Source organism: Nonomuraea sp. CA-141351 (genome assembly GCF_050944675.1).
Taxonomy (GTDB): domain Bacteria; phylum Actinomycetota; class Actinomycetes; order Streptosporangiales; family Streptosporangiaceae; genus Nonomuraea.
On record NZ_CP191982.1, the window covers coordinates 1495747 to 1519702 of the forward strand.

General features: G+C 71.6%; 20 protein-coding genes. 12 read left to right on the top strand and 8 right to left on the bottom strand.

The annotated features are described in order from the left end of the window. Positions 1 to 29: 29 nt before the first annotated feature. The 3 genes from ACQPWU_RS07625 to ACQPWU_RS07635 are packed head-to-tail and all read left to right on the top strand — an operon-like array spanning position 30 to position 3827. Positions 30 to 947 carry a LysR family transcriptional regulator gene (locus ACQPWU_RS07625; RefSeq protein ID WP_433437954.1) on the top strand — a complete coding sequence of 306 codons (918 nt, stop codon included), beginning with the start codon at positions 30 to 32 and terminating at the stop codon, positions 945 to 947. Beyond that, a complete protein-coding gene (locus ACQPWU_RS07630) occupies positions 944 to 1801 on the top strand; it encodes a serine hydrolase (RefSeq protein ID WP_433437955.1) in 858 nt (285 codons plus the stop codon). The genes ACQPWU_RS07625 and ACQPWU_RS07630 overlap by 4 nt, the downstream gene beginning before the upstream one ends. Positions 1802 to 1859: 58 nt before the next feature. Continuing rightward, the gene (locus tag ACQPWU_RS07635; RefSeq protein WP_433437956.1) at positions 1860 to 3827 is read left to right on the top strand and encodes an acetoacetate--CoA ligase; all 1968 of its coding nucleotides are present in this window, start codon (positions 1860 to 1862) and stop codon (positions 3825 to 3827) included. Here ACQPWU_RS07635 and ACQPWU_RS07640 read toward each other — a convergent pair. Next, positions 3817 to 5478: an alcohol dehydrogenase catalytic domain-containing protein gene (locus ACQPWU_RS07640; RefSeq protein ID WP_433437957.1), complete on the bottom strand. Its 1662-nt coding sequence runs from the start codon at positions 5476 to 5478 to the stop codon at positions 3817 to 3819. The two genes, ACQPWU_RS07635 and ACQPWU_RS07640, sit on opposite strands and share 11 nt — an antisense overlap. Before the next feature lie 88 nt (positions 5479 to 5566). Between ACQPWU_RS07640 and ACQPWU_RS07645 the strand changes: the two genes are divergently transcribed. From ACQPWU_RS07645 to rhaS, 5 genes are all read left to right on the top strand, one after another. Next, the gene (locus ACQPWU_RS07645; protein WP_433437959.1) at positions 5567 to 6520 is read left to right on the top strand and encodes an AraC family transcriptional regulator; all 954 of its coding nucleotides are present in this window, start codon (positions 5567 to 5569) and stop codon (positions 6518 to 6520) included. A 119-nt stretch (positions 6521 to 6639) separates the two neighbouring features. Then, positions 6640 to 8136, top strand: coding sequence for a sugar ABC transporter ATP-binding protein (locus ACQPWU_RS07650; protein WP_433437961.1), 1497 nt, complete (start codon positions 6640 to 6642; stop codon positions 8134 to 8136). Continuing rightward, positions 8133 to 9206, top strand: a complete 1074-nt coding sequence (locus tag ACQPWU_RS07655; protein ID WP_433437962.1) for an ABC transporter permease — start codon at positions 8133 to 8135, stop codon at positions 9204 to 9206. The genes ACQPWU_RS07650 and ACQPWU_RS07655 overlap by 4 nt, the downstream gene beginning before the upstream one ends. Then, positions 9196 to 10179, top strand: coding sequence for an ABC transporter permease (locus ACQPWU_RS07660; protein ID WP_433437963.1), 984 nt, complete (start codon positions 9196 to 9198; stop codon positions 10177 to 10179). Before ACQPWU_RS07655 ends, ACQPWU_RS07660 begins: the two co-directional genes overlap by 11 nt. After that, positions 10176 to 11258 carry a rhamnose ABC transporter substrate-binding protein gene (gene rhaS / locus ACQPWU_RS07665; protein ID WP_433437964.1) on the top strand — a complete coding sequence of 361 codons (1083 nt, stop codon included), beginning with the start codon at positions 10176 to 10178 and terminating at the stop codon, positions 11256 to 11258. The genes ACQPWU_RS07660 and rhaS overlap by 4 nt, the downstream gene beginning before the upstream one ends. A gap of 3 nt (positions 11259 to 11261) precedes the next feature. Here the strand turns inward: rhaS and ACQPWU_RS07670 are convergent, their stop codons facing one another. Next, positions 11262 to 11927 (bottom strand): response regulator, encoded by a 666-nt coding sequence (locus ACQPWU_RS07670; protein WP_433437966.1) that lies wholly within the window; start codon positions 11925 to 11927, stop codon positions 11262 to 11264. Further along, positions 11924 to 13243, bottom strand: coding sequence for a sensor histidine kinase (locus tag ACQPWU_RS07675; protein WP_433437968.1), 1320 nt, complete (start codon positions 13241 to 13243; stop codon positions 11924 to 11926). Before ACQPWU_RS07675 ends, ACQPWU_RS07670 begins: the two co-directional genes overlap by 4 nt. Before the next feature lie 134 nt (positions 13244 to 13377). Between ACQPWU_RS07675 and ACQPWU_RS07680 the strand changes: the two genes are divergently transcribed. From ACQPWU_RS07680 to ACQPWU_RS07695, 4 genes are all read left to right on the top strand, one after another. Next, entirely contained in the window at positions 13378 to 14295 is a 918-nt protein-coding gene (locus ACQPWU_RS07680) for an ATP-binding cassette domain-containing protein (protein WP_433437970.1), read from the top strand. After that, positions 14292 to 15866 (top strand): ABC transporter permease subunit, encoded by a 1575-nt coding sequence (locus tag ACQPWU_RS07685; RefSeq protein ID WP_433437971.1) that lies wholly within the window; start codon positions 14292 to 14294, stop codon positions 15864 to 15866. Before ACQPWU_RS07680 ends, ACQPWU_RS07685 begins: the two co-directional genes overlap by 4 nt. Before the next feature lie 40 nt (positions 15867 to 15906). Further along, a complete protein-coding gene (locus ACQPWU_RS07690) occupies positions 15907 to 16683 on the top strand; it encodes an ABC transporter permease (RefSeq protein ID WP_433437972.1) in 777 nt (258 codons plus the stop codon). A 174-nt stretch (positions 16684 to 16857) separates the two neighbouring features. Further along, complete coding sequence (locus ACQPWU_RS07695) at positions 16858 to 17679, top strand: L,D-transpeptidase family protein (RefSeq protein WP_433437974.1); 822 nt, start codon at positions 16858 to 16860, stop codon at positions 17677 to 17679. On the opposite strand, the gene ACQPWU_RS07700 is transcribed toward ACQPWU_RS07695, so the two are convergent. From ACQPWU_RS07700 to ACQPWU_RS07720, 5 genes are all read right to left on the bottom strand, one after another. Then, positions 17676 to 19097 (bottom strand): FAD-binding oxidoreductase, encoded by a 1422-nt coding sequence (locus ACQPWU_RS07700; RefSeq protein ID WP_433437976.1) that lies wholly within the window; start codon positions 19095 to 19097, stop codon positions 17676 to 17678. The genes ACQPWU_RS07695 and ACQPWU_RS07700 overlap by 4 nt on opposite strands. Positions 19098 to 19186: 89 nt before the next feature. Further along, the gene (locus ACQPWU_RS07705; protein WP_433437978.1) at positions 19187 to 20809 is read right to left on the bottom strand and encodes an NADH-ubiquinone oxidoreductase-F iron-sulfur binding region domain-containing protein; all 1623 of its coding nucleotides are present in this window, start codon (positions 20807 to 20809) and stop codon (positions 19187 to 19189) included. 70 nt (positions 20810 to 20879) lie between these two features. Then, positions 20880 to 21713, bottom strand: a complete 834-nt coding sequence (locus ACQPWU_RS07710; protein ID WP_433437979.1) for a ferric reductase-like transmembrane domain-containing protein — start codon at positions 21711 to 21713, stop codon at positions 20880 to 20882. Between the two features lie 68 nt (positions 21714 to 21781). Then, the gene (locus ACQPWU_RS07715) at positions 21782 to 23257 is read right to left on the bottom strand and encodes a DUF1996 domain-containing protein (RefSeq protein ID WP_433437980.1); all 1476 of its coding nucleotides are present in this window, start codon (positions 23255 to 23257) and stop codon (positions 21782 to 21784) included. After that, positions 23254 to 23898: a DUF4142 domain-containing protein gene (locus tag ACQPWU_RS07720; protein ID WP_433437981.1), complete on the bottom strand. Its 645-nt coding sequence runs from the start codon at positions 23896 to 23898 to the stop codon at positions 23254 to 23256. The genes ACQPWU_RS07715 and ACQPWU_RS07720 overlap by 4 nt, the downstream gene beginning before the upstream one ends. Positions 23899 to 23956 lie beyond the last annotated feature (58 nt).

Below are 23956 nucleotides of genomic sequence, written 5' to 3' on the forward strand. Positions count from 1 at the left end.
AGATATAAATGTGGATATAGTGGCTGGTCGTGGACCTCGTTCGGCATCTCCGCTACTTCGCCGTGGTCGCGGAGGAACTCCACTTCGGCAACGCCGCCATCCGCCTCGGCATGGCGCAGCCGCCGCTCAGCCAGCGCATCAAGCGCCTGGAGGAGGAGCTCGGCGTCCGGCTGTTCGACCGCTCCGCCCGCCAGGTACGGCTCACCGAGGCAGGCAGGCTGCTCCTGGGCGAGGCCCGCGAGATCGTGGCCAGGGTGGATCGGCTGCACGAGCTGGCCAGACAGGGCGAGGGAGCGGTGCTCAAGGTCGGCGTCCCGCCCGACCTGGCCGCCGCCGTGATCGCCGCCCTGGTCGCGGGTTTCCGCGAGACCAATCCCGAGGTACGCCTCGCGCCCGCCGAGATCTGGACCGCCGACCAGGTGACGGCGCTGGCGGAAGGGAGCATCGACGTCGGCCTCGTCCGCCATCCGGTCTCCGCGCCCGGCCTGCGGTTCGGCCAGGTCCTGGTGCAGGCGCAGGGCGTGCTGCTGGCCGAGGGGGATCCGCTCACCGGCGTCGGCGAGGTGCACCTGGCCGATCTGGCAGGCCGCGAGCTGCTGATGCCACCCAAGGAGGGCGAGCCGGGACTGCACTCGGAGATGCTCGTGGAGTGCCGCCGCCACGGCTACGTGCCCGTGCAGGTGCACGAGGGCGCCGGGCTCGGTCTGGTGCTGGCGGGGGCGGCGGTGGCGTTCGGTCCGAAGGTGGAGCTCCCGGGGCTGGTCTGGCGGCCGCTGCTAGGCTCGCCGATCACGTGCCGGGTCTCCACCGCCTGGCGCGTGGCGGCGAACACGGTCAACGACTTCTCGGCCGTGGCCGTACGTACGTTGAAGGAGAGCGCCGGGATGACGGACGAGGGCGCGGTGTCCGTGCGGCGGGTCAGTCGCCGGCCGGGGATGCTGGCATGAGCCCCCCCGACTTCGACGCGCTGTTCCGCACGGCGGGCGTGACCGGCTGGCTGTATGCCGCCGACATCGATTCGGGGCGAGAGGTGGGGCACGGGCCGGACGAGCCGTTGCCCTCGGCGTCGATGTTCAAGGTGCCGCTGCTGGTGGCGCTGTGCCGGCAGGCCGACGCCGGGTTGCTGGATCTCTCCGAACGGGTGACCGTGACGGCCGGTGACCGGGTGCCGGGGCCGACGGGGATCTCGGCGATGCTCGACGACGTGACGATCTCGCTGCGCGACCTGGCGTATCTGATGATCACGGTGAGCGACAACACCTCGGCCGACGTGCTGCTGGAGCTGGTGGGGTTCGACGCGGTCAACGCCGTGCTGGCGGGGTTCGGGCTCCACGGGACGCGGGTGACGCAGAGTTGCCGGGAGCTCAACGACAGCATGGGCCTCGACACTGGGCACGGGTGGCCGTACGTGGATCCCGAGGACCTCGCGCGGCTGAGCGTGCTCGACCCCGCGCGGACGAACCGGTCCACCCCTCGCGAGCTGGCCAGGCTGTTCGGGCTGATCTGGCGGGACGAGGCGGCCTCGGAGGAGTCGTGCGCCTGGATGCGCGGCGTGCTCAACATGCAGGTGTGGCCGCACCGGCTGGCCTCCGGCTTCCCGTACGACGACGTCGCGGTCAGCGGCAAGACCGGCACGCTGCCCACGCTGCGCAGCGAGTCGGGCGTCGTCGAATACCCCGACGGCCGGCGCTACGCGGTGGCCGTGGTCACCCGGTCCTTCAGTACCGCGCTCAACCAGCCGCGTGCCGACGCGGTGATCGGCACGGCGGCGCGTATGGCGGTGGACCACCTACGGAAATAGCAAGTTATGTGTAAGGCCGGGTGTGACTTTCCCTCGAACGGGCGACAGGATGGGGCACATGGTTGCTGAGGGCGCGCTTCTCTGGGAGCCGAGCGAAGAGGTGGTCGCGAAGGCCAGGCTGACCCACTACCTGGAGTGGCTGGGGCGGTCGGGACCCTATGAGGACGTGTGGCGGTGGTCCGTCGAGCACCCCGAGGAGTTCTGGACGTCGGTCTGGGACTACTTCGACGTGATCGGGGAGCGTGGCGACGGCCCCGTCGTCTCAGGGACCATGCCGGGCGCCAGGTGGTTCGAGGGGAGCTCGCTCAACTACGCGGAAAACGCGCTGCGCCGGAGCTCGCGCTCCGAGGGCACCGCAGTGGTGTTCGTGTCCGAGGACGGCGCCCGCCAGGAGTTGACCCGGGACGAGCTGCGCGAGGAGGTGGCCCGCGTCCGGGCGGGGCTGGTCCGGCTCGGCGTGCGGCGCGGCGACCGGGTGGCGGCCTACCTGCCGAGCATCCCGCAAGCCCTGATCGCCTTCCTGGCGACCGCCTCGCTGGGCGCGATCTGGTCGGCCGGCTCGCCCGACTTCGGGGTGCCGAGCATCGTCGACAGGTTCAAGCAGATCGAGCCCAAGGTGCTCATCGCGGTCGACGGTTACCACTACAACGGCAAGACGTACGACCGCTCCGACGCCGTCAACGAGATCGCCGCCCAGCTGCCCACGCTGCGCGCGACCGTGTGGATCCCGTACCTCGCGGCGCTCGACGAGGGCCGTGCGCCCCAGCAGGCCGGGCCTGCCGAGGCGCACACCCGGGAGGTGCCGCACGGCGGGGTGATCGGCTGGGAGGGGCTGCGGGCCGAGGAGGGGCCGCTGGAGTTCGAGCGGGTGCCGTTCGACCACCCGCTGTGGATCCTCTACTCCAGCGGGACTACCGGGCTGCCCAAGCCGATCGCGCACGGCCACGGCGGCATCGTGCTGGAGCATCTCAAGTCGCTCGCCTTCCACCAGGACGTGGGCGAGGGCGATGTGTTCTTCTGGTACACCACCACGGGCTGGATGATGTGGAACTACCTCATCGGCGCTCTGCTGGTGGGGGCCACGCCGGTGCTGTACGACGGCGCGGCCACCTATCCGTCGCCGGCCGCGCTGTGGCGGATCGCCGCCACGGAGGAGGTGACCTACTTCGGGGTCGGGGCGCCGTACATCATGGCCTCGCTGAAGGCCGGGATCCACCCCGATGGGCTGGAGCGGCTGCGCGGCCTCGGCTCGACCGGGTCGCCGCTGCCGCCGGAGGGGTTCGAGTGGGTGGCCGCCGAGCTGCCGGGGATCCCGCTGGGGTCCTTCTCCGGGGGCACGGACGTGTGCACGGGGTTCGTCGGGGCGAGCGTGCTCCACCCGATCAGTGCGGGGATCATCCCGTGCCGGTCGCTGGGGGCGAAGGTGGAGTCGTACGACACCGCCGGAAAGCCGGTCGTCGGCGAGGTGGGCGAGCTGGTGCTGACCGCGCCGATGCCGTCGATGCCGGTGAAGTTCTGGAACGACCCCGACGGCCGGCGCTACTTCGAGAGCTACTTCGACGTCTACCCGGGCGTGTGGCGGCACGGCGACTGGATCAAGATCAACGAGGACGGCAGCTGCGTGATCTACGGCCGCTCCGACTCGACGCTCAACCGGGGTGGCGTCCGGATGGGCACCAGCGAGTTCTACCGGGTGGTCGAACGGTTCGACGAGATCGCCGACAGCCTCGTGATCGACACCGGGCAACTCGGGCAGGAGGGGCGGCTGCTGCTGTACGTGACGCTCGCCGAGGGCGCGACGCTCACGGAGCCGCTCGAACGCGCCCTCTGTGACGCCCTCCGCAAGGAGTTGTCGCCGCGTCACGTGCCCAACGAGATCCACGCCGTCCCCGGCATTCCCCGCACCTTGTCAGGGAAGAAGCTGGAGGTGCCCGTACGCAAGATCCTGCTGGGCACGCCCGTCGAGGAGGCGGCCAACCCCGACGCCATGGCCAACCCGGAGGTGCTGCGCCACTTCACGCCGTGAGCAGGATGATCTTGCCCCGGGTGCGGCCTTCCTCGGCCCGGCGGTGCACCTCGTGCAGCTCGGTCAGCGGGTGGGACTCGGCGATCTCGACCGCGAGCTCGCCCCGGTCGATCAGGGCGGCGAACCCGGTCAGCTGAGCCGGGTCGTTGCGGGCCACGAAGTGAGTGCCGCCCTCGATCGGGGCGGCGATCGTGATCACCGTGCGCCCGAGTCCGGCCAGGGCGGCGGCGTCTTCCTCGCGGACCGCGGCCAAGTTCAGCACCACGTCCATGCCGCCGGGGAGCGGCGTGGTCGTGTAGTCGATCACCTCGTCGGCGCCGTACCGCTTGACCGCGGCCGCGCTGCGCGGGCTCGCCGTGGCGAACACGGTCGCCCCCGTCAGCTTGGCGAACTGGACGGCGAACATGCCGACCCCGCCGCCTGCCCCGTTGATCAGCACGCGCTGCCCCCTCGTGATGCGGGCGTGCTCGTGGACCGACTGCCAGGCGGTGAGCCCGGCCACCGGGATGGCGGCCGCGTGGGCGAGCGGGATGCTCTCCGGCGCCCTGGCCAGCATGCTCGCGGGCGCGGCCGTGTATCCGGCGGCGGCGCCTTCCACCAGGCCGAACACGCGGTCGCCCGGGGCCAGGTCCGTCACGCCCTCGCCGAGCTCGGCGACCGTGCCCGAGACGTCCCAGCCGAGCGTGTGCGGCAGGCTCACCTGGAGCACCTCGCGCAGCAGGCCCGCGCGCAGGCCGACCTCCGACGGGTTGAAGGAGGTGGCGGCCACCTCGATGAGCACCTCCCCGGGGCCCGGCCGCGGCGTCGGGATCCGGTCGTAGCGGATCGTGTCGCCGTATTCGTGGATGCGGGCGGCCGGCATGGTCTCGGGCTTGGGGGCGGTGCTGAACGCCGCCGCGTGCTCCGCCACCCAGGTGGCGAACGTGCGAGGCGGGGCCTTGGTGACCTCCTTCACCGTCGAGGTGGCGGTGGCCGGGCGGGCGGCCAGGTCTGCCTGGGCCCGGAGGACGCCGTCCACCGCCTGCGGGGGCCAGCCCCTGGCCAGCAGCTCCTCACGGGTGTGATGCGGGGGGACCTCCTCCCAGCTGGCCGGAAATTTCACGATTTCGGAAATGACGCGTACCTGGTCGGCCTGGGTGATCGGCTCCGGGCCGGTCAGCTCGTGGACGGCGCCGTGGTGCCCGCCGTCCAGCAGGGCCCGCACGGCGACCGCCGCCACGTCCGCCTCGTGCACCACGGGCATGGCGGCCAGGCCGTACGAGCCGCGCACCACCCCCGCCCGCACCTGCGCGGCCCAGCGCAGCGCGTTGGCCGCGAAGGCGTGCGGGCGCAGGAACGTCCACTCCAGCCCCGACTCCTCGATCAGCCGCTCGACCTCGCGTTCGTGGTCGCGCACGGCGGCGGAGGAGAGGTAGACCACGCGGCGCGCCCGGCCGGCGATCGCGTCGACCAGCGCCCGCGCCCCTTCTGCCGTGGCGAACGGCCACACCAGGAACACCGACTCCACCCCGTCGAGCGGCAGCGACCCGGGGTCCGCCAGGTCGCCCACGGCCCTGCTGAAGGGCCTGACCTCGGTCCCCGCCTGCCTCAACTGCGCCGCCACCTGCCTGCCGACCGTCCCGGTCGCGCCCGTGACCAGTACTGTTCTCATGCAGGCCACCGTAGATGTCGGCAACGAGACAACCAATGCGTCATCGGCGCTTATTTCATACGCGATCGTCTTCCTCTAGGCTTTCACCATGGATGTGCTCAGCGACGTGATCGCCCTCATGCGCACCGGCAGCCCCCGCTCGGCCCGTGTGGAGTGGCGTGCGCCCTGGGGGCAGCGCTTCCCCTCCGTGCCCGGCTCCGCCGGATTCCAGGTGATCCTGCGAGGAGCGGGCTGGCTGATCCCGCCGGACGGCGATCCGATCGCGCTGTCGATGGGCGACGTGGTCTTCTTCCCTCATGGTCACGGCTACGCCATGGCCGACTCGCCGTCCACCCCGCTGGCCGAGCCCGACTGCGACCCGCTGGACGAGGGGCACGGCCTGTTCGCCGACGCGCCGGTCGACGGCCCCGTGTCCGCGGTCCTGCTGTGCGGCGGCTACCGGCTCGACCCGAGCCGGGCCCATCCGATCCTGCGCGAGCTGCCCGACATGATCCACCTGCCCGCCCGGCTCGGTCTGCACAGCGAGCTGCGTGCCGCCGTCGAGGCTCTGGGGGCCGAGATCCAGCGTCCTCGGCTGGGCGCCGACACGGTGGTGTCGTCCCTGCTCGATCTGCTCCTGCTTTACATCCTGCGGGCCTGGTTCCAGGGGGAGCACGGCCACTGCTCGGTCGGCGGGTGGACCGACGCGTTGGCGGATCCCGGCATCAGCGCGGCGCTGGACGCCATCCACAGGGATCCGGCCCACCCGTGGACGGTCGAGGAGCTGGGCGCGCGGGCGGGGCTGTCGAGGGCGGCCTTCTCCCGTCGCTTCGGCGCGCTGGTCGGCCGGCCGCCGCTCACGTACATCACCTGGTGGCGCCTGGCGACGGCGGCCCGCCTCATGCGGGAGTCCGACGCCCCGCTGGGCCAGATCGCCGCCAAGGTCGGTTACACCTCGGAGTTCGCCTTCGCCAACGCCTTCAAGCGGGAGTACACCGTGGCGCCGGGCAAGTACCGCCGCGAGGTCTGCCCCTTGCCCACGGGAGAACTTCTTAAAACGTAACAATTCTTACGGGGACTTCGAATGCCAAGAATCTCCTATTAAGCAGCCATTGACGCTCCAGCACTCGCTGAATTACGTTCCTGCCACGGCTTAAAACGATTTTGCCGAGAGTAGCGGAAATGGATGAGACTCCCGTTCTGTCCCTCTCACAGGTCAGCAAGGCGTTCGGCGCGGTGCGCGCCGTACGCGAGGTCTCTCTGGAGCTCTTCCCCGGCGAGGTGCACGCGCTCGCCGGGGAGAACGGCGCGGGCAAGTCGACGCTCGTGAAGATCCTCTCCGGCGTGCACCGGCCGGACTCGGGGCGGATCCTGCTGGACGGCGAGCCGGTGGAGTTCGGCGGGCCCGCGGACGCGCAGCGGGCCGGGGTAGCGGTCATCTACCAGGAGCCGACCCTCTTCCCCGATTTGTCGGTCATGGAGAACATCTTCATGGGCCGCCAGCCCCGCGGCCGCCTCGGCATCGACCGGCGGGCCATGCGGGCGAGCGCCGCCGAGCTGTTCGCCAGGCTGGGCGTGCACCTCGACCCCGACCAGCCGGCCCGCGGTCTGTCGATCGCCGACCAGCAGCTCGTGGAGATCGCCAAGGCGCTGTCGCGGCAGGCGCGGGTGCTCATCATGGACGAGCCGACCGCCGCCCTGTCGGGCACGGAGGTCGCCCGGCTGTTCGGCGTCGCGAGGACGCTGCGCTCGCAGGGGTGCGCGCTGCTGTTCATCTCGCACCGGCTGGAGGAGATCTTCGAGCTGTGCCGGCGGGTCACCACCCTGCGCGACGGCGCGTACGTCGCCGAGGACCTGATCGCCGAGATCACCCCCGACGACCTGGTACGGCGCATGGTCGGCAGGGAGCTGGACGCCCTGTTCCCCAAGCAGGAGACGTCCCGCGGCGAGGTGGCGCTGAAGGTAGGCAGGCTCACCCGCGAAGGCGTCTTCACCGACGTGTCCTTCGAGGTGCGGCGGGGCGAGATCGTCGCGCTGGCCGGGCTCGTCGGAGCCGGGCGCAGCGAGGTGGCCAGGGCCGTGTTCGGCATCGACCGGTGGGACGCGGGCAGCGTCGAGGTGGACGGCAAGCGGCTGCGGCCCGCCAGCCCCACGGCGGCCATGGCGGCCGGACTGGCGCTGGTGCCCGAGGACCGGCGGCAGCAGGGCCTCGTCATGGACCTGTCCATCGAGCGCAACATCGGGCTCGCCGGGCTGGCCGCCGTACGCAGAGGGCCGCTGATCTCCCGGCCGGCCGAACGGGAGCGGGCCAAGGACTGGGCGGTGCGGCTGCGGCTGAAGTTCGGGCGGCTGACGGACCCCGTGAACGTGCTGTCCGGCGGCAACCAGCAGAAGGTGGTGCTGGCCAAGTGGCTGGCACGCAGGCCGTCGGTGCTCATCGTGGACGAACCGACCCGCGGGATCGACGTGGCCACCAAGGCCGAGGTGCACCGGCTGCTGTCGGAGCTGGCCGGTAACGGGGTGGCGGTGCTGATGATCTCGTCCGAGCTGCCCGAGGTGCTGGGGATGGCCGACAGGGTCCTGGTCATGCACGAGGGGCGGCTGGTGGCGGAGCTCGCCCGTGCGGACGCGACCGAGGAGAGCGTGATGGCCGCCGCGACCGGAAGGAGCGTCGCGTGACCGTGACCGCCGCCAGACCTGAGACCGCCAGGCGCAACGGTGGCCGGCGGCTGGTGGACCGGGTCGCGCGGGTGCGCGAGCTGGGCATCGTCGTCGCGCTCGGCGCCCTCTTCGGCGTCACGGGCGCCGTCAACCCGTCGTTCCTCACCTACGCCAGCCTCCGCGACATCCTGCTGAACTCGGCCATAGTCGCCATGCTCGCCGTCGGCCAGACGCTCGTGGTCATCACCAGGAACGTCGACCTGTCCGTCAGCTCCGTGGTGGGCCTGTCGGCGTTCGGGGGCGCGCTGATCCTGGCCGACCGTCCGGGCGTGCCGGTCGCGGTCGTGATCGCCGGGTGCGTGCTGCTCGGCGCTTTGTGCGGGGCGGTCAACGGGCTGCTCGTGGGGGCGGCGAAGGTGCCCGCGCTGGTGGCCACGCTCGGCACCCTGTACGCCTTCCGCGGCATCGACTACGCCTGGGCCGGCGGGCGCCAGGTGAACGCGGCCGACATGCCCGAGGGCTTCCTGTCCCTGGGGACGCGCTCGGTGCTCGGCGTGCCGCTGCTCGCTCTGGTCGCCCTGGCGGTGCTGGCGGTGGTCGGCTGGATGCTGGGCAACCTGCGCTCCGGCCGCGAGTTGTACGCCATCGGCTCCAACCCCGAGGCCGCGGTGCTGGCCGGGATCAGGGTGCGGCGCCGGATCGTCGCGGCGTTCGTGGCCAACGGGGCGCTGGCAGGGCTGGCCGGGGTCATGTGGGCGGCCCGCTTCGGCACCGTGGACGCCACCGTGGCGACCGGCAAGGAGCTCGACGTGATCGCGGCCGTCGTGGTGGGCGGGGTGGCCATCTTCGGCGGCAGCGGCACGGTGTACGGGGCGGCGCTCGGGGCGCTGCTGCTGGCGAGCATCACCAGCGCGCTGGCCGTGCTCCGGGTGGACGCCCTCGCCCAGACCGCCATCAACGGCGCCCTGCTGATCGCCGCCATCGTCCTCGACCGCGTGCTGGCCCTGCGCGTCGCCGCCGCGCTCCGCCGCCGGAGGTTCCACGATTCCACCGACCCCGCTTCTGGGAGGCCCGACGATGGCCGTTGATCTCGTCCGGATGGCCCGCCGGTGGGAGGGGCTCATCCTTGTCCTGCTCGCCGGCGTGATCGTGTGGGCCTCGCTGGGCGTGGACGGGTTCGCGAACGGGTCCAACGTCTCCTTCCTGCTCCTCGACACCACCGAGATCGCCCTCATGGCCCTGACCATGACACTCGTGATCGTCGCGGCCGAGATCGACCTGTCCGTGGCCTCCACGCTGGGCCTGTCGTGCGCGGTGCTCGGCCGGTTGTGGAACGCGGGGCTCCCGATCGAGGCGATCATGCCCATCTGCCTGCTGGTGGGCGCCGCTTGCGGGGCGTTCAACGGGCTGCTCGTCACCCGGCTCGGCCTGCCCTCGCTGGCGGTCACGATCGGGACGTTCGCGCTGTTCCGCGGCCTGGCGTACGTGATGCTCGGCGACCAGGCGGTGGCCGACCTGCCGCCCGCGTACACGAGCCTGGCGACGGCCTCGATGGGGCCGATCCCCCTCGCGACCGTGCTGGTCGCGGTGCTGGCGGCGGTGGCGGCCGTGGTGCTGCACGCGACGGGGCTGGGCCGCTCGATCTTCGCGCTCGGCTCGAACGTGGAGGCCGCCTTCTTCGCGGGCGTCCGGGTCAAGCGGATCAAGCTCTGGCTCTTCGTGGCCTCCGGAGTGATGGCGTCGCTGGCGTCCCTCGTCTACACGTTCCGCTACGCCAGCGCCAGGGCGGACAACGGCGTCGGGCTCGAGCTGGCCGTGGTGGCCGCCGTACTGCTCGGAGGGGTGTCGATCTTCGGTGGGCGCGGCACGCTGCCCGGTGTCCTGATGGCGGTGCTGCTGCTCGGCGTCGTGCGCAACGCGCTCATCCTCGCCGACGTGGCCAACGAGGTCCTGAACTTCGTGACGGGCCTGCTGCTCGTCGCATCCGTGCTGGCGCCGAACTTGGGGGCGGTATGGCGGCGGCGCACATCACCACAAATGGAAGGGAAGTCCGCTTCATGACAACGCGCACCCCTTGGCGGCCCACGGCGCTCCTTGCCGGACTCGTCCTGCTGACGGCCGCCTGCGGCGGCACGACGAAGAGCGACGTGGCACAGCAGTCCTCCGCCTCCGCCACAGCCGCCGCGTCGTCTGCCGCGGCCGATCCGAACGCCCCCATCAAGCAGGGGCTGAAGATCGCGTTCCTGCCCAAGCAGGTCAACAACCCGTACTTCACGATCGCCGACGGCGGTGGCGTCGAGGCCGCCAAGGAGTTCGGCGGCGAGGGCAAGGAGGTCGGGCCGTCCGACGCGAGCGCGTCCTCGCAGGTGTCCTACATCAACACGCTGATGCAGCAGAAGCAGGACGCCATCGTCATCTCCGCGAACGACCCGAACGCCGTCGTGCCCGCGCTCAAGCAGGCGATGGCCGCCGGGATCAAGGTCGTCAGCTACGACTCCGACACCGCCGCCGAGGGCCGCCACCTGTTCGTCAACCAGGCCGGCGCGGAGGATCTGGGCCGCACGGAGGTGCAGCTGCTGGCCGAGCAGATCGGGCACAAGGGCAAGATCGCCGTCCTGTCCGCCACCCCCAACGCCACGAACCAGAACACCTGGATCGACTTCATGAAGGACGAGCTCAAGAAGCCCGAGTACAAGGACATGGAGCTGGTCAAGGTCGCCTACGGCAACGACGACGACCAGAAGTCGTTCACCGAGACACAAGGACTTCTCCGCTCGTATCCGGACCTGGCGGGCATCATCTCGCCCACGACCGTGGGGATCGCCGCGGCCGCCCGCTACCTGTCGGACTCGCCGTACAAGGGGAAGGTCAAGCTCACCGGGCTCGGCACCCCCAACCAGCTCAGGAAGTTCGTCAAGGACGGGACCATCGACGCGTTCGAGTTGTGGAACCCGGCCGACCTGGGCTACCTGGCGTCGTACGCGGCGGCCGCGCTCGCGTCCGGGCAGATCACCGGGGCCGAGGGGGAGAAGTTCAAGGCGGGCAAGCTCGGCGAGTACACGGTCGGGGCCAAGGGCGAGGTGCTGCTCGGCAAGCCGACCGTGTTCAACAAGGACAACGTCGACAAGTTCGACTTCTGACGCTCAGGCCCGGCCGCGCGGCACGACCAGGCCCGTCTCGTACGCGGCGACGACGGCCTGGGTCCTGTCGCGCAGGCCGAGCTTGCCCAGGATGCGGCTCACGTGCGTCTTGACCGTCTCCTCCGTGACCACCAGCCTGGCCGCGATCTCGGGATTGGACAGGCCCTCGGCGACCAGCCGCAGGACCTGCGTCTCGCGAGGAGTGAGCGAGGAGAGCGCCGATGTGCCCGGTTTCGGGCCCAGGCGGGCGAACTCGCTGATGAGGCGCCTGGTGACCGCCGGGGCCAGCAGCGCCTCGCCGGCGGCGATGACGCGGACCGCGTCGAAGAGGCGCTCGGCCGTGACGTCTTTGAGCAGGAAGCCGCTGGCTCCCGCGCGCAGGGCGTCGTAGACGTACTCGTCGAGGTCGAACGTGGTCAGGATGAGCACCTTCGGCCCGCCGGCGAGCCGCCTGGTGGCCTCGATGCCGTCCATGACCGGCATGCGCACGTCCATGAGGACCACGTCGGGGGACAGCTCACGGCAGGCCCGCACGGCCTCGGCCCCGTCGGCGGCGGTGCCCGCGACCTTGAAGTCGGGCTGGGTGTCGAGCAGCTCGGCGAACCCGGTCCGCACGACCAGGTGATCGTCGGCGATGACGATCCTGACCTTGGAGTGCTCGCCGCTCATCCGGCCGTCCCGTCCCTTCCTGGCAGCCGGGCTTCCACGAGGAAGCCGCCGCCGTACGCGTGGCCCGTGCGGAACTCGCCGCCGGCCGCGGTGGCACGCTCGCGCATGCCGGACAGGCCGTGCCCGCCCCGTTCCGCGCCCGACGGCCCCGGGCCGTTGTCGCGCACGAGCAGGCGCAGGTCCTCGCCGGTGTAGTCGAGCTCCACGTCCACCGCCGCCCCCGGCGCGTGCCGCCGCGCGTTGGTGAGCGCCTCCTGGATGATCCGGTACGCGGCCAGCTCCACGCCGGGGTCCAGCTCCACCGGCGAACCACGCAGGATCAGCCGGGTGCTCGTACCCGACGCCTCCCTCGCCTCGTCGATCAGCTCATTGAGCTCGTGGAGGCGCAGGCCGGGCTGGGGACGCCGGACGGTTTCGGCCTCGGCGTCCTCGCGCAGCACGCCGAGCAGCCGCCGCATCTCGGTCAGCGCCGCCCTGGCGGTGTCTCCGATCGCCAGCAGCCGTTCCGCGCCCGCCGCCGGCATCCCGGGAATGGCCACCCGGGCCGTCTCCGCCTGCACGGCCACCATGGAGATGTGGTGGGCGACCACGTCGTGCAGCTCGCGGGCGATGCGGGCACGCTCGCCGCGGGCGGTGTGCTCGAGCAGGCTGTCGGCGATGACCTGCCGGGCGGCGGTGTCGGCTGTCGCCTCGTGCCGGGCCCGCACGGCGATCCCGGCCAGCGCCGCCGCCGGGGCCAGGAACGCCAGCACCAGCGTGAGCCTCCACACGTGGTCGCCAGGACCGAGCGCCACCGCCGGCACCGCGTACGGCACGGCGACCAGCACGGCCGCCGCCTGCGACCCGTGACGGCCGAGCCGGTAGCCGGTGACCAGCTGCGCCACCACGCCCGCCACGGTCAGCGTGTGGAAAGCCGTGATCGACAGCAGGCACGCCCCGGAGGTCAGGATCGCCGCCACGGCCGGCTGAGCCCACAGCAGGGGCAGCGGCAGCGTGGTGGCCAGCGCCAGTAGAGGGAAGACGACGAGGAACAACGGCGCGGCGCCGTCACCGGTCACCGTCGCCTCCTCGGGCGGCACGGACGCGCTGCCCACCGGGGCGCTCACGCTCTCGTTCAAGGGGGACGCGTGCCCGGCGTGCGTGACCGACTCGACCACCGCGAGCAGCGCCAGCACCACGCCGGCCACGACCGGCGCGTACGGCGCCGAGGCGACCCGGCACCCCCAGCCGTACGCCACCTCGGCCAGCCGCCTCGAGCCGCGTGCCGCCGGGGGCTGGGCGGGTGGCGCGGCGCTCCGGTCTTGCGCTCGTTCCACCAGGTCATTGTCCCGGGCGCGGGCAATCCTGGCATCCCTCACAAGAGGGACGTGACGTAGCTGACGCCAGCGACGCCGCAGATCGCTCCGCCGCGTGACGACCCCGGCATGGGGCGCTGCCTAGTGTGCCTGGCGTGGAAGCAACCATCGAAGTCACCGGCCTGCGCAAGCGGTTCGGCCAGACCCAGGCACTGGACGGGATGACGTTCACCGTGCTGCCGGGCCAGGTCACCGGGTTCGTGGGGCCGAACGGGGCGGGCAAGTCCACCACCATGCGGGTGGTGCTCGGCCTGGACGCGGCCGACGAGGGCCGCGCGCTGGTCGGCGGGCGGCCGTACAGGAGCCTGCGCAGCCCTCTTAGTCACGTCGGCGCGCTGCTGGACGCGGCCGCGCTGCAACCGAGCCGCACCGCGCGCAACCACCTGTTGTGGCTGGCACACTCCCAGGGCCTCGGCGCCGGCCGGGTGGACGAGGTGATCGAGCAGGTCGGGCTGACCCCGGCGGCCCGGCGCAAGGCGGGCGGCTACTCGCTGGGGATGCGCCAGCGGCTCGGCATCGCCGCCGCGATGCTCGGCGACCCGCCGGTGCTCATGCTGGACGAGCCGTTCAACGGCCTCGACCCCGAGGGCATCGTGTGGATCCGCGGCTTCCTGCGGTCGCTGGCCGCGGAGGGGCGCGCCGTGCTGGTGTCCAGCCATCTGATGAGCGAGCTGCAGGACACCGCGGGCCATCTCGTGGTCGTGGGCAGGGGCCGGGTCGTCGCGGACACCAGCGTGGACGACCTGATCACGACCGCCTCGCACGACCGGGTCACGCTGCGCACGACGGCCCGCTCCGAGGCGATGCCGGTGCTGGCCGGCGCGGGCGCCACCGTGACCGTCACCGAGCGGGACACGCTCGTGGTCTCCGGGCTGGCCGCCGAGCACATCGTGCGGCTGCTCGGCGCGCAGGGGGTGCCGTTCTCGGAGGTCGCCGCCCACCGTGCGACGCTGGAGGAGGCCTACCTCGACCTCACCAGGGACGCGGTCGAGTTCAGGGGAGCGGCGCGATGACCGCGGTCACCCCCTACCGCTCCCGGCTGCGGGCCGGTCGTGACGGCTTCGCGCAGCTGCTGCGTGCCGAGTGGACCAAGTTCCGCACGGTCCGCGGCTGGATGCTCGGCCTGGCGCTCGCGGCGCTGCTCATCGTGGGGCTGGGAGTGCTGTTCGCGACCGGCAGCCGCTCCTCGTGCAGCAACGGGCCGATCGAGGAGCCCTGTCCCGCCCCTCTGATGGGTCCCGGCGGCGTGGCCGTGGAGGACCGCTTCTACTTCGTGCACCAGCCGCTGGACGGCGACGGCGGCATCACCGTACGCGTGAGCTCCATGACCGGCCAGATCCGCAAAGCCGACGTCACCCCCGGGGTCAGGAACGTCGTCCCCGGCGTCACACCGTGGGCCAAGGCCGGGGTCATGATCAAGCAGAGCACCCGGCAGGGGGCGGCATACGCGGCTCTGATGGTCACCGGTAGCCACGGTGTGCGCATGCAGCACAACTTCACCGAGGACGTGGCGGGGCGTCCCGGCGGTGTCTCGGCGGCGTCGCCGCGCTGGCTGAGGCTGACCCGTACGGGCGACACGATCACCGGCGAGGAGTCGGCCGACGGCTCGCACTGGACCACGGTGGGCACCGTCCATCCGCCCGGGCTCGCCGGGAAAGTCCAAATCGGGCTCTTCGCCGCCTCTCCCGGCGACCTGACCGCGACCTCGACCGTGACAGGCGGAGTCGTGACGGCCTCGCGCTTCGCCGAGGTCACCGCCGTCATGGACCAGGTCGGCGTGCGGGGCGTGGCGGCCGGGGGCACATGGCGCCGTGACGACATCGGCCTCACGATGGAGGCCGACGGCGTCACCCCGCACCATCCGGGTGGGCTCGTCCGGTCGGGCGGCACGTTCAAGGTCACGGGGGTGGGCGACATCGCGCCGTCCGCGGAGGGCATGCCACCCGAGCGCGTGCTGATCGGGGCCCTGGTCGGGCTCGTCGTGATGATGGTGGTGGCGGTGATGTTCGTCACCGCGGAGTACCGGCGGGGACTGATCCGCACCACCGTGCTCGCCAGCCCGCGGCGCGGCCGGGTGCTGGCGGCCAAGGCCGTGGTGACCGCCGCCGTCACCTTCGCCGCCGGGCTGGTCGCCGCCGCCGTCACCGTGCCGGTCGGGCGGTCGATCCTGGCCGCGAACGGAAATGTGCTCGCCCCGGTGGCGCCGCTCGCCTCGGTGCAGGTGATCGTGGGCACCGCCGCGCTGCTCGCCGTGGCCGCCGTCCTCGCCCTCGCCGTCGGGGCGCTGTTCCGGCGCAGCGCCATGGCCGTCATCGCGGTCATCGTGGCGATCCTCGTCCCGTACGTGCTCGCGACCGCGTCGATCCTGCCGGACGAGGTGTCGCGGTGGTTGCTGCGGCTCACTCCGGCGGCGGGGTTCGCGATCCAGCAGAGCATGCCCACGTACGCGCACGTGACTGCCCGCTACGCACCCGCGGAGGGCTACTTCCCGCTGCCGCCCTGGGCGGGCTTCGCGGTCCTGTGCGCGTACGCCGCCCTGGCGCTCGCCCTGGCCGCGCACCGGCTGCGCCGGAGTGACGTATGAGGGACGTCTGCGGCGGCGTGGGGCTGTACGGGAGGGACTTGTGAGGCGGGAAGTGCATGCCGAGTGGACCAAGCTGCGTACCGTGGCGGGGCCTGGATGGCTGCTGGGCGCGCTCGTCGTGCTGACCGTGGCGATGGGCGCGGTGGCGGCCGCGGTCGTGCCCTGCGCGGCGGCGGGGTGCGGGCAGGACGCCGCCAGGATCAGTCTCGTCGGTGTCCAATTGGGTCAGGCGTTGGTCGCCCTGCTGGGCGTGCTGGCGATCTGCGGCGAGTACAGCACCGGCATGATCCAGACCAGCCTCACCGCGATGCCCCGCCGGGGCGCCGTTCTGGCGGCCAAGGCGGTCGTGGTCGGCGGGCTGACGCTGGGTGCGGGGATCCTCGCCGTGCTCGGGTCCGTGCTGGCCGGTCGGCTCCTGCTGCCGGGCAGCGGCTTCACACCCGCGCACGGCTACCCGCCGCTGTCCCTGGCCGACGGGCCCATCCTGCGCGCCGCCGTCGGCTCGGTCCTGTATCTCGTGCTGGTGGCGCTGCTCAGCCTGGGCCTCGCCACTGCCGTACGCGACTCCGCGGCGGCCGCCGGGGTGGTGCTCGGCCTGCTCTACCTCTTTCCGATCGCCATCCTCATGTTCTCCGACGAGGAGTTGCGGCGGGTCCTCTGGACGATCTCCCCCTCGAATGCGGGGCTGGCCGTCCAGACGACAGTGGATCTCGCCGATCTCCCCATCGCCCCATGGGCCGGTCTCGGCGTAGTGGCCGCCTGGGCTGCCGCGTCCCTGACGGGCGGCGCCCTGCTGCTCCGGCTACGCGACGCGTGACCGTGACGCCTCATGGTTCCACCCTCGCCCGCCGCCGCGACCCGTTCTCCGTCCTATAGAAGTGCATAAAAGCGAAATGGCCGTATTTAACGAGGTTCGCTTATTCTCCAGGACTTTGCTTGGCGAAACCTGCGCTGGAGATGAATTCTCGGCGATCTGGGTAAGCGTCGGTTTATGACGACAATGCTTCGCGCAATTGCGGCTCTGGTCGCAGGATGCGCTCTCCCGCTACTGGCGGTGGTGCCCGCCCTGGCGGAGGACCCGCCCGACCCGGCGGAGCAGCCGCCGGTTCTGGCGCAAGAACCGCCTGGCCGGGCGGAAGAACCCCCTGTCCGGGCGGGCGAACCCCCTGTCCGGGCGGAGCAACCGTCTGACGAGGCGGAGGAGGGCGTCACCATTCTGATGCCGGGCGCCCGGGGCGACATGGTCCAGCAGCTCCAGCGGCGCCTGCGCGAACACGGCTTCTACTTCGGCCCCATGAACGGAAAGTACGACGTCCAGACGAGGTACGCGGTCTGGGGCTTCCAGAAGAGCCGTCGGATGAGGCCGATGAACGCGGTGGGGCCGCAGCTCTGGAGGGAGTTCGACCGGCCCAGACGGCTGCGCCCGCTGGTGCCCAAGGGCCCCGCCGACCGGGTCGAGATCAACCTGACCGACCAGTTGCTCACCGTCTACCGCCGCCGCCGCCCGGTGCTGACCTCGCACGTCTCGACCGGCGCCGGGGTGCACTACTGCGAGGCCGGCCACTGCGGCTACGCCGTCACCCCGGTGGGGGACTTCAAGGTCTACAAGCGGGCGCCCGGCTGGACGCACAGCCCTCTGGGAGAGATGTTCAACTCGCTCTACTTCACCGGCGGCATCGCGATGCACGGCTCGTCGATAGTGCCCACCAAGCCCTCCTCGCACGGCTGCGTACGCATCCCGGTGCCCACCGCCGTGCGCCTGTACAAAATGGTGCCGATCGGAGAGCCGGTGTACGTGCGCGGAAAAATCTAAACGCCCTGGGGAAGCCGGAACAGCCGGTCGGGGTCGTAGGTGGACTTCACCTCGGCGAGCCGGGCTGCGTTGGGCCCATAATACGCATTCCGCCAAGTCTTCAAATCGGGATCGATGTAATTGACATATGCATGATCCCCGAAATATTGAGACATGTCGGAATGCATGCCGCGCAGCCATGCCCGATCCGTCCCCTCCGCGTAATACTGCACGCTGAAAAGTGCCGCCCGATGCGGAAACGCCGTGGCCGCGGGGCCGACGCGGCCGATGGCCCCGCCCATCGCGTCCAGCAGCACGGCGTGCCGCCCGCCGCGCGCCACCCCCTCCACCAGCGCCCGGACCCCGTTCGCCGGCAGCTTCGCGTACGCCATGTGCGACTTGGCCGCGAACGCCTCCCGCGGCATCCGGCGGCACTCGGCGACCGACATGGCCGCGCAGCCGCCCATGATCTTCATGCCCTCCAGGTAGGGGACCGTCCGCGCCGAGCGGGACGACGGCCGCCCGGCCTTGGCGACGAGCGGGGCCAGCAGCCGGTCGAGGGCGGGCTTGCCGCCGACGTAGGTGCCGACGACGGAGGCGTCCAGACCGCTCGCCGAGCGCGCCAGATGGAGCGACGACCACAGCTCGTCCGGCGCGGACGGTCCCCACGACTGCCACGCCTTGACCACGGCCTCCGCCTTGGACCACGGCCAGTGCAGGAAGAACACGGTGACGTCGTGCGCCTCGAACGTCCTGAAAGTGAAGGACACCGCCACGCCGAAGTTGCCTCCGCCGCCGCCCCTGCAGGCCCAGTAGAGCCCGGCATTACGCGCGGCGTCGCAGGTCAGCACCCTGCCGTCGGCCGTGACGACGCGTACGGACTCGAGGGTGTCGCACGTGAGCCCGTACTTCCTCGACACCACGCCGATGCCCCCGCCCAGCGTGAGTCCGCCGATCCCGACCGTGGGGCAGGAGCCGCCGGGGATGCTCACCCCGTGGCGGGAGAGCCGGTCGTAGACGTCGATCAGCTTGGCGCCCGCGCCGATCGTGGCCCGGCCGCCCGCGGAGGCGACCGAGTTCATCCTGGACACGTCGATGACCAGCCCCGTGCCCGTCGACCAGCCCGCGTAGGAGTGTCCTCCGGAACGCGTGGTGACCGGCACGCCGCTGGTGCGCGCGAACGACAGGCACGCCGACACGTCGGCCGCGTTCGCGCAGTAGGCGACCCCGCCCGGCCTGATCCGGTCGTAGGCGGGGTTGTAGAGACGGCGCGCGGTGTCGTAGCCGGCGTCGCCGGGCAGCACGAGCGTGCCGGCCAGCTGCCCGCGCAGCCTCGCCCAGTTGGGCGGCGGCGCGGAGGCCCCGAGCGCCTCCAGCCGGGACGCCGCGGCGGCCAGCGGCGCGAGCGCGGCGACATGTAGAAATTCCCGGCGGTTCATGGACGTCTCCCAGCTGAGATCGGTGTTCGGCCGATCGGTGAGACGTCGGGATGACCCGCCAGGTTGGTCACATCTTCATCACTTCGGCCTCACCCGGCCGTCCCCCCAAACGCGTTCGGGGTGGGTACGGCGCCCACCCGCGTGAGCCGGGGCACACCCGACCCGGCCTTCTTGAGCACTCCGTCCTTGACCAACCGCAGCGGCGACCCGACCGGCTTCGGCCCGTCTCCTGTGGTCTGGGCGAGCCGCAGGGCCAGCGCGGGGCACATTTCGACGGTACGCCGCGCCTCCTTGGCCATCCACCCGGGGACGTTCCTGAACGACGGGAACCCGTAGTCGTCCAGGTCCACGAACTCCGGCAGCAGGTGCGCACACAGCCCGTGCCCCTGGCAGCGGGACCAGTCGACCTCCAGCCGGTACTCGACGTCGGCCTCGCGCTCGGGCATGGGCAGCACGCCGCGCACCGGCCGTCCGCACGAGCCGTGCTCCAGGTGGAGCGCGATCTCGCTCTCGAACGCGTCCAGCGCCGACAGCACGAATTTGGCCGTGCCGTCCGGGTGGAAGCACGCTCCGCGCCGCTCGACACCGCGCACGCAGCGCCGTACGGCGTCCACCGAGCCGGTGCCCTCGACCAGCGCGCACATGGCCCTGGCGATGTCCGGCAGGCCGAGCCGGCACGGACCGCACTGGCCCGCTGACTCGGCCGCGAGATAGGAGGCGACCCTGGCGGCCTCGCCCAGCGAGCACGTCGATTCGCCGAGCGGGACGATGATCCCGGCGCCCAGGGTGGCCCCGGCCTGCTTCATGCCCTCGCGCGAGATCACGGCCGACTGGGCCATCTCCGCCGACAGCCACGCGCCGTGGTAGCCGCCGATGAGCACCCCGTCTCCGACCTCGGCCTCGGTCAGCGCGAGCACGTCCGCCAGGTAGGTGCCGGTCGGCGCCTCGATGACCGCGCCGTTGGCAGCGCCGCCGCTGACGGTGAGCAGGATGGTGCCGGGCTCCTTGCTCGTGCCGACCTCGGCGTACTTCTCCGGGCCGAGCTCGGCGAGCAGCGCGAACTGCGCGTACGTCTCCGTGTTGGACAGCAGGGTCGGCAGGCCGTCCACGCCGCTGACGGCGGCCCGCTTCTTCCTGCCCGGCGGGATGCCCTCCTCGCCGTTCACGGCACGCACGAGCGCGCCGCCCTCTCCGGAGATGAACCTCTCCTTGATCCCGACCACCCGGATCGGGACGCGGCTCTCCGCGCCGCCCGACACGTTCGCGGCCCTGCGCTCGGCCACGGCGGCGGCGACGGACGCCTCGGCCACCTCGCCCCCGGCCGTGGCGACGACCACCTCGCGGGCGCCCAGCGCCTCGGCCGCCAGCACCGCGCCGTCCAGCACCAGATGCGGGTTCCGGGTGAGCAGCATGGCGTCCTTGGAGCTGGCGGGCTCGCCCTCTGCGCCGTTGACCAGCACGACGCTCTCGCCGCCCGAGCCCATCGCGTCGGCGACGGCCCGCAGTTTGCGCGCGAACGGGAACGCCGCCCCGCCACGGCCGCGCATGTCCACCTCGTTGGCCTGCGAGATGAGCTCGCCCAGCTCGCGCGGCTCGGGCGAGCCGTGGAGGGTGCGATGGGCGGGAAGGTCCAGCCGCCGGGTCTGGTCCAGCCCGGCGGTCAGCCGGGCCGGTCCGATGCGTAACACCCGCGGCACTCGGGCCGGAATCACGGTTGCTCCTGGGGGGTTGCGGGGGTCATCCGGCCTCCTGATGTGCGTGCCGGGCAGATCTCGGGCGGGGTCATCCGGCCTCCCGGTACCTGCGCCGAGCGTCGGCGAGGCTCACCGGCGCGTTGAGCCTGGCGGCCGCCTGAGCCGCTGCCACCGGCGCCGCCGTCTTCTGCGGCCGCTCCACGGGCACACCCGCGGCGGCGGCCGAGCTCACCACGGGCCCTTCGACCTGCTCAGGTACGATCGGCGGCCGCCGCACGGTGGCCAGCACGCGCACGACCAGCGCGGAGCCGACCGCCGCCAGGCAGGCCACGTAGGACCAGGCCACCCAACCGGCCGGCTGGCGGCCGGCCGTCAATCCATGCATGATCGCGACCGGCCAGGCGATGTACGCGGCGGAGTGCAGTATCCGCCACATCCACGGCCTGCTCCGCACCGCGAAGCGCCCCCTCAGCATTCCCGTGGCCACGGCCAGGACCATGAGGTCGAAGGCCAGCGTGCCGAGCCCCACGTAGAGCCCGGCCACCGGCACGACCGCCGCCCCCAGCGGTACGTGCCCGAGGCTGATCATGAGTGTGATGTGCGTGACCAGGTAGGCCAGCCCGATGAGCGCGGTGGCCTTGTGCGCGAGCTGCGCCCTGACCCGGTTGGCCGGCGACAGGAAGACGCGTTCGGTCGTGAGCAGACCGAGCGCGATCGTCGTGGTCAGCAGCACCAGGGCGAACACGCCCGCGTAGAACTCGAGGAAGCTGACCCCTCGGCCGAGCAGCGCGACGCCGCGTTCCGTCCTGGTCAGCGCGAACGCCGACAGCAGGATGGCCGTGATCGAGGCGCTCGCCCCCAGCCGGACGTTCCTGGTGTCCAGCTTCGTGGGGGCGTGCCGGGGGTGTCGTCTGTGGAGCATCTATGTTCCCTCCAAGGTCGGGTGAGGGTGCGACTCGGAAGGCTGGGTCGCCCGTCAGGGCTTTCAGATCAGCAACGGCGGCCCCGGTTGATGCATGAGACGACGAACTGCATCAGCCGGTCGGGCATCACGTTCGCGAAGTCCGCGTGGTCGGTGACCGGGTTGTGCTTCTGTTCGGGGAAGGCGTCCACGGCGAAGGACGGGCCCTGCGGCACGGAGTACGTGAGGGTCATGCGCAGTGCCGGAATCGCCCTGGTGCCCTGTGGGCAGGCGCCATCCTGACCAGGGAAGACCACGTGCGTTCTGTGATTGGCGCTGTCGGTGTTCTGGCCGTCCCAGCAGCTAGGGAAATCCAGGATACGAACGACCTGGCTGCCGCGCGGGCAAAGCGGATATTTGTCGGGACTTATGCGATTTTGGAATCCCGTGCAGCTCCAGGCGGCCCTGGCGTTGGCGCCTCCGTTGGTGGCCGCCTTGGCGTCACCGGTGATCAGCCTGAGGAACCTCGGCATCGCGACGACCCTGGAGGTGGCGTTGCCGCGGAACTGGAGCGTCACGGAGCGGGCACGTAGCACCTGGCCGACGTTGCCGTCCGGGTCCTCGGTGTTCTGGTCCACCTTGCGGTCTCTGAGGACCGGCCAGAAGTAGGTGGACTTGTCGCTGAACCGGCACGTGGTGCCCGCGGCGGCCAGGCTCTCGTCCGTGGAGAAGCCGTCCGTTGACAGGTTGCCCACGTAGTCGTGCAGGTGGTGGGCGCCGTTGCTGACGCCGGGGGCGACGATGAAGTTGTCCGGGTTGTTGTGGCCGTTGCGGTTCGTCCCGCACTGGGAGACGAAGCTGCCCCGCGAACCGTTCCTGCCGATGCGGGCGTCAAGCTGACGCGGCGCGACCTGGCGGATGTCGACGAAGTCCTCGACGAACGGGCCGAGGTCTGCGCACTCGTTGTGGTCGTCGTCGGACGCCGTGGGCGAGGCGGTGGGGGAGGCGGTTCCGTTCGGGTTCTGGCCCTGCCCCTGGCTCCGGGTCGGCACCGGGGTGGCGGTCCTGGTCGGGCGGTTGCGGCGGGAGAACGTCGACGCGGTCTGCTCGGGGTCGGAAGCCTGGCCCTGGTCGGGCGCGGCCGTCTCGTCCGATCCGGGGTCCTGGGCCGGGTCCAGCACGGCGGCGCCGCCGCCCTGGGGCGCCTGGTCCTGCTGGTCGGCGTTCTGCTGGCCCTGGTTCTGGTCCTGCTGTTGCTGGTCCTGGCCCTGCTGGTTCTGGTCCTGGCCCTGCTGGTTCTGGTCCTGGCCCTGCTGGTTCTGGTCCTGCCCCTGCTGGTCCTGGTTCTGCCCCTGCTGGTCCCGGTCCTGCTGCTGGTCCTGGTTCTGGTTCCGGTTCCTCTGCCGCTGCGGCGTCTGGGTTGCCTGCGGCGTCTGGGTGGCCTGGGCCGGGTCGCAGTGGTCGGCGCGCGCGGGGCCGACGCCGATGACGGCCGCGGACACCAGTCCGCCCGCCGCCACGGCCAAAGCGGACATGGCCGCGGCCATGCGTCTGGATCTCCTCATGTGTGTCTCCTCGTTTCGACCGCCATTGCGACGGGTGGAGCCGGTGAGGGCGTCGGCGGTTCGGGCAACTGGTTGTGATCGACCAGGCCGGTGGACTCCAGGAGCGTCATGTGGCGCATGACGAAGTTGATGCCTTCCTGGGCGAACTTCCTGATCTCCGAGTTACGCGTCCCGGACCGTACGCCCGCCACGACGGTGAAGACCTTGCCGTGCGCGGCACGCAACAGGTTCGCGAAGTCCTTGTCGAAGGCTGGGCCGCTCTCCGCGGCCAGCTGGGCCAGCCAGCTCTGCTGGTCGGCGTTGGGCTCGTCGGGCAGCGCCACGCCGAGCTTCTTGGCAGTCTGCCGGGTCAGCAGGTCCAGCTTGATGTGGTCCTGCATGATCAGCCTGCCGACCTCCTTCACGCGTTGGGACTCTGCGCGGGTCTCGGCGTACTGACCCGCGGGCATCTCCCAGAGGCCGGCTTGGCGCACCTTGATGAGCAGGTCGCGGTCGGCAGCCGTGAGGGGTCCTGAGGACGTCTGCGTCCACGTCGCGGCCGCGGGATCGATCGAGGGCGGCATGACCAGCACGATCGTCACCGCGGCCGCGACGACGAAGCCGCCGAGCATGAAGAGCTCGCCGCGCAAAAGCCTGTGCATGGTCGGAGGTACGCGAGCTTCGCGGGCCTGGTTCAGTCATGGCCGGAGATAGTTAGAA

Bases quoted from the DNA above. Each gene is read 5' to 3' on its own strand.
- ACQPWU_RS07630 (WP_433437955.1), top strand. From the start codon at position 944: ATGAGCCCCCCCGACTTCGACGCGCTGTTCCGCACGGCGGGCGTGACC.
- ACQPWU_RS07635 (WP_433437956.1), top strand. From the start codon at position 1,860: ATGGTTGCTGAGGGCGCGCTTCTCTGGGAGCCGAGCGAAGAGGTGGTC.
- ACQPWU_RS07640 (WP_433437957.1), bottom strand. From the start codon at position 5,478: ATGAGAACAGTACTGGTCACGGGCGCGACCGGGACGGTCGGCAGGCAG.
- ACQPWU_RS07645 (WP_433437959.1), top strand. From the start codon at position 5,567: ATGGATGTGCTCAGCGACGTGATCGCCCTCATGCGCACCGGCAGCCCC.
- ACQPWU_RS07650 (WP_433437961.1), top strand. From the start codon at position 6,640: ATGGATGAGACTCCCGTTCTGTCCCTCTCACAGGTCAGCAAGGCGTTC.
- ACQPWU_RS07660 (WP_433437963.1), top strand. From the start codon at position 9,196: ATGGCCGTTGATCTCGTCCGGATGGCCCGCCGGTGGGAGGGGCTCATC.
- rhaS (WP_433437964.1), top strand. From the start codon at position 10,176: ATGACAACGCGCACCCCTTGGCGGCCCACGGCGCTCCTTGCCGGACTC.
- ACQPWU_RS07670 (WP_433437966.1), bottom strand. From the start codon at position 11,927: ATGAGCGGCGAGCACTCCAAGGTCAGGATCGTCATCGCCGACGATCAC.
- ACQPWU_RS07685 (WP_433437971.1), top strand. From the start codon at position 14,292: ATGACCGCGGTCACCCCCTACCGCTCCCGGCTGCGGGCCGGTCGTGAC.
- ACQPWU_RS07695 (WP_433437974.1), top strand. From the start codon at position 16,858: ATGACGACAATGCTTCGCGCAATTGCGGCTCTGGTCGCAGGATGCGCT.
- ACQPWU_RS07700 (WP_433437976.1), bottom strand. From the start codon at position 19,097: ATGAACCGCCGGGAATTTCTACATGTCGCCGCGCTCGCGCCGCTGGCC.
- ACQPWU_RS07710 (WP_433437979.1), bottom strand. From the start codon at position 21,713: ATGCTCCACAGACGACACCCCCGGCACGCCCCCACGAAGCTGGACACC.
- ACQPWU_RS07715 (WP_433437980.1), bottom strand. From the start codon at position 23,257: ATGAGGAGATCCAGACGCATGGCCGCGGCCATGTCCGCTTTGGCCGTG.
- ACQPWU_RS07720 (WP_433437981.1), bottom strand. From the start codon at position 23,898: ATGCACAGGCTTTTGCGCGGCGAGCTCTTCATGCTCGGCGGCTTCGTC.